Here is a 10,513-nt window from a genome sequence, read left to right on the forward strand (position 1 = left end):
AAGGGTGAAGCATTCGCCAATATAGTTTATCTGTTTGTTCCATATTTTTCTCGTGGAAAGGGTGAAGCATTCGCCAATATAGTTTATCTGTTTGTTCCATATTTTTCTCGTGGAAAGGGTGAAGCATTCGCCAATATAGTTTATCTGTTTGTTCCATATTTTTCTCGTGGGAAGGGTGAAGCATTCGCCAATATAGTTTATCTGTTTGTTCCATATTTTTCTCGTGCGAATGCTTCACCCCTACACAAAATAAAAAGAGAGTGGGAGGAGGCATACCAAAAGCCTGAAATCTCCCACTCTACATTTACTGCTGTAGCGTTTAGAAATATATACAAATACTGTCAAGTCATTGGGGGGGTAATGTAGCAAAAACAGTATCTATATGCGGTTAATATTCCCATTGCAGCAAATGTCAAACCTGATTATTGTGATTATTTTTGACTCCATCAATGGTCAATCAATTATTTGTAAATCATTGTTATTTATGCCTGAAAAATGTTAGCATAAACTCTGGTACTGCATGAAAAAAATCAATATGTAGTAGCCTCTAATAGCCACAATATTGAATTTGTTTATCTTGCATCAATGTAACTTAGGTAATTAAAACTTGGTTGCCAAGTTGGCACTTTCTTAAAAATCTTGTGTTTACAAGTTTCTAGAGGAATCGTGAATCTTGTCTGTCTCTAACAAATTCCGCATTGGTATTGAGGGGATAGATTTTCTCTGGTGGCGAAATTATGAGCAAATTTTTGCTGTCAGATGGAAAATTTGGGGATTTATGACGTTTCTGCGAGGACAATTTTTGACTATTGCGAGTGCGTTGAATAGCTTTTGTGCCTTCTCTTGAGTTTTGCAGTAGGTAGAAAATTACAAAAGAACCACTAGAACAGCAGAAGATAACTGCAATTATCAACCATAAAGGTAGAGGATTACTCGGATCGGAAAATGTGGAAATGGTTGATTGTACAGGGATAAGTGCGGTTTCTTTTTGTTCTTTTTGTGGTACATAGCTAATATAACTCAGTTGATGATATGCAAAAATTGCAACTCCTATAGGAATTAGGAACAAACTCAAGAACCAGATCCCAGGGTACTTTCTCACTAGATTGACGAGAATTTTTCTAGGATCTTTATTTTTTTTAAACTCTTGCTCATTATCCATCACGTTAATCACATCAATCACGCAAATCATTGTTTAGACAAGAGGAAAATATTTATTTTCCCTCTTTACCTAATCCGCTATCTTCTCTCCCTAATCCCCTTAATTAATTGGAGAATGTCTTGAAATTGCTAGTAGAATTAACTGATCTACTAATTTGGCAAAGGGTATATCCGTATTAGCCCAGAGTTGGGGATACATACTTGTAGAGGTAAAACCTGGAAAAGTATTAATTTCGTTGATGAAAATTTCTCCCGTAGCTTCCACATAAAAAAAGTCTACTCTGGATAACCCAGCCGCATCAACAGCCGCAAAAGCTTGTAAAGCCATATCTTGAATTTGTTGTGCTACCACCTCTGGTAAGTTTGCAGGAATGAATAAATCGGCTTTCCCTGGGGTATATTTAGTTTCGTAATCGTAAAAATCACTCTCAAAGGTAATTTCACCAATGACGGAAACTCTGGGGTTGTCGTTACCTAAAACTGCACATTCAACTTCTCTGGCCACAACTCCAGCTTCGACAATAATCCGTCTGTCATGGGTGGCTGCATTATCTAAAGCTGTTTCTAATTCTTGACGCGATCGCACTTTAGCAATTCCTACCGATGAACCTAGATTAGCAGGTTTGACAAAACAGGGATAGCCTAATGCAACTTCAATTTCATCACACAATTTGGGAAATACACAAGCATTTGACCAAACTTGCGCCCTCGTCACAGCTTTATATTTTACTTGAGGTAGTCCCGCTTGGGCAAAGGCCATTTTCATGGCAATTTTATCCATTCCCATTGCTGAACCCAATACCCCAGACCCAACAAAGGGAACTTGGGTTAAAGTCAATAAACCTTGAATTGTACCATCTTCGCCATTGGGACCGTGAAGAACGGGAAACCAAAGCTCAACTTGGGCAGTTTCGGACGGGAATTGCCATAAATTAGGGGTTATGGAGGGGATTTCTTGGGGAACACCAGATGTTAAAACTTGTTGTGCAACTTCTCCTGCTTGCCAAACACCATCTTTTTGGATATAAAAAGCCAAAATTTCGTATTTATTAGCATTTTCTTCTAAACTGAGGGCTTGAGCGATCGCCCGTGCCGAAATTATTGAAACTTCATGTTCTCCAGAACGTCCACCAAACAGTAAACCCACCCGTAGCTTAGTCATTTTTTTCTATATCTCCACAAATCCACAATTTCCATTATAGGGAAAATGCTGAAAACCCTGACATCTTCTTCTGTTCCCTGTTCCCTTCCCAAAATGTTCGATATAGCTTTGAATATATTCTCAATGTTCTCTCTTGCTTTTCTAGTCAAGTCTATGACCAGAATTTCTTAAAATTTCGGCTGAGGAAGCACAATTCTCATAATAGTTTGCGCCCCATAGATACTCTCAATGGAAAACTTTCCTCCATGTAGTTCTACCAATCTTTTAGCAATTAATAATCCTAAACCAGAACCTTGTTGTTCATACATTTTACGTTCAAATTGGACATAAGCCCCAACATTATTAATTTGCTCCTGAGTCATACCACGTCCATAGTCAATTACATACAAATGAAAGGCATTATTATGACTATTTCCGACAATCTTCACTGGTGTATTAGGCAGAGAAAATTTAAAGGCATTCTCAATTATTTCTTCAGTAATTTTAGCTATTTTTGCAGGAGATATTTGCGCCATACCATCTGAGATATCAATCGTTAAATCAGCTTCTCTATCAGCTTTTTTGGCAATTTCCCCAGCTACACTTTCAACTATTGATGTGACAAAAGTTTTAACTCCATTATTTCTCAGTGCTGCTACTTTTTCCGGGTTAGATGCTAATAACTCCAGGTCTGCATACATGATAAAATTCATAGTTAATCTATGCAAGCGTTGACCAGCTTTATGAATATATTGTAGCATTTCTAATATTTCTGCCTGGTCAAATTCTCCATAGTTTGCCGTCAATAATTCTGATATTCCTATAATATGACTGAGAGGGGTATTAATTTCATGGGGTAGTGAATTAGTAATAGAACTGCGTAAATTATCCAATTTTTCCTGAGTTTTTTGCTCAAATATTGCTTGTTGATTCAGTCTGGTAGCGATCGCTTGCAATAATTGATTAGAATTAAAAGGCTTTGTTAAATAATCATCAGCACCAAGTTCCATCCCTTTACGTAAATCTGACCACTCTGATTTAGCAGTTAAGAAAATTATAGGAATTGTTGCAGTATCACTATGCTGACGCAGTTGAGTTAATACATCATAGCCATCTAACTCAGGCATCATTAAATCGCAAATTATCAAATCAGGATGTTTATCTTTAGCCAACTCTAAACCCTGTAACCCATTTTCTGCAACTAATGTATCAAAATCTGACAAGTGCAATATCTGCCTAAGATTGTTTCTGATTTGAACTTCATCTTCAATAATTAAAATCGTATTCATATAGTTTTTTATCGTAATCAAATGTTAACTATATTACTAAATTAGCATGATTTTTAGCTCTTTCAGTATCCTTAAAATAATGATACGGAAAATAAAAAATCCCAGTTCACCACAAAATTCAATATATTTGTGTTACCCTAGTACAGTTGTCTAAAATCCGCACATCTGGGAATTCGGGTGTTTCTTAAATTGAGAAATGCACCTAGATGGAGGTTTAACCCGAATAGGAGTAACAAAATATGCCAGTAGTTTCCTTGGCTCAAATGATGGAGTCAGGTGTTCACTTTGGTCACCAGACCAGACGTTGGAACCCTAAAATGGCTCCTTATATCTACACCTCACGAAATGGTGTACATATCATTGACTTGGTACAAACAGCCCAGTTGATGGATAACGCGTATAATTATATGCGGACCCAATCCGAGCAAGGTAAAAAATTCCTGTTTGTTGGTACTAAGCGCCAAGCAGCCGGAATTATTGCCCAAGAAGCCCTCCGTTGTGGTTCTCACTACATTAACCAACGTTGGTTGGGTGGAATGCTCACCAACTGGGCAACGATTAAAACCAGAGCCGAGCGTCTCAAAGATTTAGAGCGGAGAGAAGAAACCGGCGCACTGGATTTATTGCCAAAGAAAGAAGCCTCTATGCTGCGTCGGGAAATGACGAAGCTACAAAAATACTTGGGCGGCATTAAAAACATGAGGAAAGTTCCCGATATCGTGGTTATTGTTGACCAGAAGCGGGAATATAACGCAGTTCAAGAATGCGAAAAATTAGGTATTCCCATTGTGTCCATGTTGGATACAAATTGTGATCCAGACGTTGTGGATATTCCTATCCCAGCCAACGACGACGCAATCAGATCCATTAAGCTAATTGTTGGTAAATTAGCAGATGCTATCTACGAAGGCCGTCACGGTCAACTAGAAGCAGAAGAAGATTACGATGATTATGCTGACGAAGATTATGAATATGATGAAAGTGATAGCACTGAATCTGAAGGCGAAGCATAAGTAGTCTGGCAAACAAGTAGGGGTTTAGCATCTCTCATTGGTGTCAACTTAGGCTAGGGATAACTTATTTGTTTGGCTGCAACATTCCCGCCCAGAACTTAAGTTCCGGTGTAAAAGCTAAAGTGCGTTTTAACGCACTTTGGTTAACTCAAAGTCAATCATTATCCTATTTACGCTAAAATAGTCGGTTTTAACCGACTTTAGCTTTTAGACAGGGAATTTATTCCCTGGCTTCAAGGGACTGCGCTTTACCCCTACATCCATACTACAGATTGGGATATTTTTTTTGATTGGAAGTCTCTTAAATGATTTTCAAATGAGTCCTGATCGTCTGATAATCTTGAATAATATTTGTATCTGTCAAGTTAAGAATTGAGGCAATATGGCGGAAATATCTGCAAAACTCGTCCAAGAGCTACGCCAAAAAACCGGTGCTGGCATGATGGACTGCAAAAAGGCACTGAAGGAAAATAATGGCGATGTCGAAGAATCCATAACCTGGCTACGGCAAAAAGGTATTGCTAAAGCTGACAAAGGAAGCGCTCGCATCGCCGCAGAAGGTCTAGTAGACACTTACATTCAGCCCGGTGGTCAGGTAGGTGTACTCATAGAGGTAAACTGCCAAACCGACTTTGTTGCCCGTAACGACGCTTTTAAAGCCTTGGTTAAGAACTTGGCACAACAAGCTGCAACCACTGATAGTGTAGAGTCTTTATTGGCTCAACCCTATCTTGAAAAGTCCAGTGTCACTGTTGATGAATTCATCAAAGAAACAATTGCAACTCTTGGTGAAAATATTCAAGTTCGGCGCTTTGTGAATTTCTCTCTCACCACTGATACACCAGGAATAGCAGATAGCTATATTCATACTGGTGGTCGTGTTGGTGTATTATTGGAATTGACCGCTCAAAGTGCTTCAGCCGCTGCTAATGAAGAGTTCCAAAGTTTGGCTAAAAATGCAGCAATGCAAGTTGCCGCTTGTCCCAACGTTGAATACGTTAGCGTAGACCAAATCCCTGCCGAAATTGTCACCAAAGAAAAAGACATCGAAATGGGTAAGGACGACTTAGGCAATAAACCAGAGAACATCAAAGAAAAGATTGTTCAAGGTAGAATTGATAAGCGCCTCAAAGAAATGACTTTACTAGATCAACCTTATATCCGTGATCAAAGTATTTCGGTAGAAGAATTGGTGAAACAAGTAAAATCCAAAGTTGGCGAAGAAATTCAAGTTAGTCGCTTTGTGCGCTATGTACTCGGTGAAGGCATTGAAAAGAACGAAATGAGCTTTGCTGATGAAGTTGCTGCCCAAATGGGTGCTAAGTAATTTTGTGATTAGTCAGTGGTCAGTTGTCAGTGGTCAGTTGTTAAGAATATATACTTAATAATTGGTTGTTGATTATGGACTTTTATTTTTGACTAATAACTATTCCCATTTACAGGCCAGCGCGTTCTGCGTGGCCTGTATTTTATTTAAATGATGATTATTTATTCAAAATCCGTATATTTGTACTACAGAAAGCAACTGACAACTGACAACTAACAACTGTACGGGCGAAGCATTTGGAGAACTATTTTTGGCAATGACCGATAATTTATCTTCCAAATGCTTCGCCCGTACTAACAACCAACAACTGACAACTGACAACCGACAACTAATTAGCTTAAAGTTATGACAAGAGCAATTGAACGGATAGAAAAAGACATTACTGAATTAAAAGAGGCGATTAGGGCGATCGCTCACGAACTCAATTTAGCCTATACTAAATATATAAATACCTTGGGATCAGCCTTACAAAAACAATTGATTTTGGCTAGTTATTACCTGTGTACCCAAGGGTATCCTGATGAATTTCTGAACTTATCACTAAATCAACGGCAAAAATTACAACAAAGCCTTCGTAAATTAAGTCAACAAGCCGCTAAAGAATTAATTAGTTATATTCAACCTCCAGAAGTTACCCAAACAGAAGCAGTTGTAGAAATTGAGGAGGAAGAAGAAAACGAAGAAAACGAAGAAAACGAACAACAACCTCAAGCATTAGATCCTTCTAACCCCATAGAACTAGTTGAATGGCAACAAAATTTAGAAGAAGAGATTCAAGAAACTTTAAAAAAAGTCTCCCAATCAGCTAATATCTTCATCCAAAAAACAGGGGTTTTACCCAAAAAACTACCAGAACCGATTTTAGTCGCTGCCACCGCTGCTGCTGCTTCTTCAGAAGCTTCTAGTAATATGATGCCCAGCCCTCCCAATTTATTAAACTTAGTCATAGAAATTAGTAATGAGGAAGATTCCGAAGATTCTAGCCTCACTCAGATTATGGCTATTCACTTACGACTAGGAGAAATAGAATTTGCTGAAGCAACACTATTGTCAGAACGCAAGGCAGTTCGTAATATTTTAATGCAATTGAATAAACTCGGACGAGAATATGAAAAAAGACAACGAGAACTTAAAATTGCTGAAGCTGAAGCCGCTTGGCGTGCCAGTTGGTTTGAGGATTAGTACCGCAGGGCGGAATGAAAAGTGCAAAATTAAAAATTAGAACCTGTATAGGTTATTGAAAATATATATCTATTAAAACTACATACTCCCTTGACAACTGACAACTGTACGGGCGAAGCATTTGGAGAACTATTTTTGGCAATGACCGATAATTTATCTTCCAAATGCTTCGCCCCTACTAACAACTAACAACCGACAACTGACAATTAACCAATGACTAATGAAATGCCCGATTGGATAAGATTACATAAAGCCTTAGCATTTGAGGCAGAAAAAGGCTTTATAGATTTAGTAGGTAAGCAATATCGCTTTAGTGAATTTCTTTGTTTGACTTTTGGTAATTTCCCAACTGCTTTACCACCAAAAGAAAGACTCCGCTGGCATCAAGTAGGAATGCAATTTGCCAATTATCCAAATTTAACATTACCAGAAAGACAACATTTAGTAGCAGAAGTTAGAAGATATCTAAATCAACTTCAACAAGAACTAGAAACAGAAGGACCTCAAATAAATTACGAATCTAAAAATCAACATCCCACAACTCCAATTGTTGCCGAAGTTAGTAAAAGACTAGCACCAACACTGGATAAACAACTGAGAGATTTACCAGAAATTGGCATCAGAAAATCCGAGAATTTAGGGCGATTAAATTTATATACAGTCCGTGATTTACTATTTTATTATCCTCGTGATCATATTGATTATGCCCGTCAAGTAAATATTAGTGAGTTGGCAGGAGGAGAAACAGTAACTATCATAGCGACGGTAAAACGGTTTAATTTTTTCACCAGTCCTAAAAATAAGAAATTATCAATTTTAGAATTAATCCTCAAAGATAATACTGGACAAATTAAAGTTACCCGTTTTTATGCAGGTGCGCGTTTTAGTAGTCGTGGTTGGCAAGAAAGTTTAAAACGCCTATATCCTGTAGGTAGTATGTTAGCAGCTTGTGGATTAGTAAAAGGTGGTAAATATGGTTTAACTTTGGATAACCCAGAATTGGAAGTTTTGGCAAATCCAGGAGATACCATTGATTCTCTCACTATTGGGCGAGTTGTTCCCATTTACGCCCTGACTGAAGGAGTAATGGCTAATACAGTCAGACAGGCAATGATGATCGCTTTAACAGCAGCAGTGAATTTAAAAGATCCTTTACCTAAAGGTTTACGGGAAAAATATGCTTTGATGGAATTGAAAGATGCAATTCCTAATATTCATTTTCCTAAAGATAGTGACTCCTTAAAAATCGCTCGTCGTCGGTTAGTATTTGATGAATTTTTCTACTTGCAACTGGGCTTATTGCAACGGCAAAAAAAAGCGCGAGAAATTCAAACTAGTGCCATACTTGCACCCACAGGTAAATTATTAGAAGAATTTAACGAAATTCTCCCTTTTCAACTGACCGGCGCACAACAACGAGTTGTTAATGAAATTCTCACCGATTTACAAAAACCTGTAGCCATGAATCGCTTAGTTCAGGGTGATGTTGGTTCAGGGAAAACTGTGGTTGCTGTTATTGCTATTTTGGCAGCAATTCAATCAGGTTATCAAGCGGCGTTAATGGCTCCCACGGAAGTATTAGCAGAACAGCATTATCGTAAGTTAGTTAGTTGGTTTAACTTACTACATTTGCCTGTTGAATTATTAACAGGTTCGACAAAAATAGCCAAAAGGAGAGAAATTCATTCTCAGTTAGAAACAGGTGAGCTACCTTTATTAGTCGGGACTCATGCCTTAATTCAAGATAAAGTTAATTTTCAACGTTTGGGCTTAGTTGTCATAGATGAACAGCATCGTTTTGGGGTACAACAACGGGCAAAGTTACAGCAAAAAGGCGAACAACCTCATGTTTTAACCATGACAGCTACGCCCATTCCTCGGACTTTGGCATTAACTGTACATGGGGATTTAGATGTTAGCCAAATTGATGAATTACCACCGGGAAGACAACAAATTAAAACCACAATGTTAAGTGGTCAACAACGTCCCCAGGCTTACGATTTAATCCGTCGAGAAGTTGCCCAAGGTAGACAAGTTTATATAGTTTTGCCTTTGGTAGAAGAATCGGAAAAATTAGATTTACGTTCGGCTGTAGATGAACATCAAAAGTTACAAGAAAGTGTTTTTCCTGATTTTCGAATTGGGTTATTGCATGGACGCATGACTGCAGCCGAAAAAGAAGCAGCAATTCACAAATTCCGCGATAATGAAACTCAAATTATCGTTTCTACCACTGTGATTGAGGTGGGAGTGGATGTTCCTAATGCCACTGTGATGCTGATTGAACACGCGGAAAGATTTGGTTTATCACAATTGCACCAATTACGGGGTCGTGTAGGACGGGGTGCAGCGCAATCTTATTGTTTATTAATGAGTAGTTCTAGAAGTCCTGATGCTCAACAACGCTTGAAGGTGTTGGAACAGTCCCAAGATGGTTTTTTTATCTCGGAAATGGATATGCGGTTTCGCGGTCCTGGAGAAGTGATGGGAACTCGCCAATCAGGTGTAGCGGATTTTACTTTGGCTAGTTTGGTGGAAGATGAGGACATTTTGCTGTTAGCACGACAAGCAGCGGAAAAGGTGATTGAGATGGATGCAAGTTTAGCGCGTTGGCCATTAATGCAGGATGAGTTGAAGTATAGGTATGAGCGGTTAATGGGTGGCGCGATTTTGACGTAAAATCTTAGTTATCAATGTTGGCACTCCCCCCCAATTATTGAGGGGAATACAAATAGCAGGTGGTAGATCCGTAAACGCACATATCCCTGTTGTAAATTGTTCGCACTTAGGGCTTGCCACAATGCTTTGATAATTGCTTCCATTTATTGTGATCATCATTGCCTGAATCAATGCCTTAGCTTTCAGCATTATTTCGTGAAACTCCATTTGGGGATCAGAAAGTGCCACAATACCACCGCCAACACCAATCGAAGTTTGTTCTGGGGTCAGGACAGCGGTACGAATGACAATATTTAAATCGGCTGAACCATTCAAACCCAAAAAGCCGATTGCCCCTGAGTATACGCCCCGTGCTTCTTGCTCTAATCGATCAATAATTTCCAGGGTTCTAATCTTAGGTGCGCCAATCATAGAACCCCCAGGAAAGGCGTTCCGAATGCAGTCTACGGCACTCATATTAGCTCGTAATTGACCGCGAATTGTCGTCACTAATTGATGTACCCCACATTCCGCACCCCAAAATGTTACAGAGGGAAATTACGGAGATGAAAATCAAAGGGAGCATCAAAACAAACAGATAAAGTGAAAAAAGGCATTTGAGAAACAGTAAATCACCAAATATGTCATCAATATCTATTCTCAATAAGAAGCAATAAGAATGCACACCACCTGGAGAGGTCAATGAATAAGTGAAAGGAGATATTCAAGAAATAATTATAAG

10 protein-coding genes and 1 pseudogene are annotated in these 10,513 nt (G+C 38.6%); 4 read left to right on the forward strand and 7 right to left on the reverse strand.

The window, feature by feature from the left end; all coding sequences use genetic code 11:
• From PN450_RS19800 to PN450_RS19815, 4 genes are all read right to left on the reverse strand, one after another.
• Nucleotides 1-214: hypothetical protein (locus PN450_RS19800; RefSeq protein ID WP_271837306.1), on the reverse strand; the 214-nt coding region annotated here is incomplete at its 3' end.
• Between the two features lie 441 nt (nt 215-655).
• The gene (locus tag PN450_RS19805) at nt 656-1,192 is read right to left on the reverse strand and encodes a hypothetical protein (protein WP_168632316.1); all 537 of its coding nucleotides are present in this window, start codon (nt 1,190-1,192) and stop codon (nt 656-658) included.
• A 69-nt stretch (nt 1,193-1,261) separates the two neighbouring features.
• On the reverse strand, nt 1,262-2,323 hold the full coding sequence (locus PN450_RS19810) for a D-alanine--D-alanine ligase family protein (protein WP_271837307.1): 1,062 nt from the start codon (nt 2,321-2,323) through the stop codon (nt 1,262-1,264).
• 167 nt (nt 2,324-2,490) lie between these two features.
• The gene (locus PN450_RS19815) at nt 2,491-3,591 is read right to left on the reverse strand and encodes a hybrid sensor histidine kinase/response regulator (protein WP_271837308.1); all 1,101 of its coding nucleotides are present in this window, start codon (nt 3,589-3,591) and stop codon (nt 2,491-2,493) included.
• Between the two features lie 239 nt (nt 3,592-3,830).
• Between PN450_RS19815 and rpsB the strand changes: the two genes are divergently transcribed.
• Nucleotides 3,831-4,604 carry a 30S ribosomal protein S2 gene (rpsB, locus tag PN450_RS19820; RefSeq protein ID WP_015083055.1) on the forward strand — a complete coding sequence of 258 codons (774 nt, stop codon included), beginning with the start codon at nt 3,831-3,833 and terminating at the stop codon, nt 4,602-4,604.
• Nucleotides 4,605-4,986: 382 nt separating this feature from the next.
• On the forward strand, nt 4,987-5,931 hold the full coding sequence (tsf, locus tag PN450_RS19825) for a translation elongation factor Ts (RefSeq protein WP_148762300.1): 945 nt from the start codon (nt 4,987-4,989) through the stop codon (nt 5,929-5,931).
• A 165-nt stretch (nt 5,932-6,096) separates the two neighbouring features.
• Here tsf and PN450_RS19830 read toward each other — a convergent pair whose 3' ends face one another.
• Entirely contained in the window at nt 6,097-6,231 is a 135-nt protein-coding gene (locus PN450_RS19830) for a hypothetical protein (protein WP_271837309.1), read from the reverse strand.
• Nucleotides 6,232-6,276: 45 nt separating this feature from the next.
• Between PN450_RS19830 and PN450_RS19835 the strand changes: the two genes are divergently transcribed.
• Nucleotides 6,277-7,113 (forward strand): hypothetical protein, encoded by an 837-nt coding sequence (locus PN450_RS19835; protein WP_148762298.1) that lies wholly within the window; start codon nt 6,277-6,279, stop codon nt 7,111-7,113.
• 29 nt (nt 7,114-7,142) lie between these two features.
• Here PN450_RS19835 and PN450_RS19840 read toward each other — a convergent pair whose 3' ends face one another.
• Nucleotides 7,143-7,298: a hypothetical protein gene (locus tag PN450_RS19840; protein ID WP_233467023.1), complete on the reverse strand. Its 156-nt coding sequence runs from the start codon at nt 7,296-7,298 to the stop codon at nt 7,143-7,145.
• A 28-nt stretch (nt 7,299-7,326) separates the two neighbouring features.
• Here PN450_RS19840 and recG point away from each other — a divergent pair, with 28 nt between their 5' ends.
• Nucleotides 7,327-9,792 (forward strand): ATP-dependent DNA helicase RecG, encoded by a 2,466-nt coding sequence (gene recG, locus PN450_RS19845; protein ID WP_271837310.1) that lies wholly within the window; start codon nt 7,327-7,329, stop codon nt 9,790-9,792.
• On the opposite strand, the pseudogene PN450_RS19850 reads toward recG, so the two are convergent.
• Nucleotides 9,766-10,293 (reverse strand): annotated as a pseudogene (locus PN450_RS19850) (chorismate-binding protein); the annotation flags it as partial. The gene recG and the pseudogene PN450_RS19850 overlap by 27 nt on opposite strands.
• Between the last annotated feature and the right edge of the window lie 220 nt (nt 10,294-10,513).

This window comes from Dolichospermum lemmermannii CS-548, from assembly GCF_028330815.1.
GTDB lineage: Bacteria > Cyanobacteriota > Cyanobacteriia > Cyanobacteriales > Nostocaceae > Dolichospermum > Dolichospermum lemmermannii.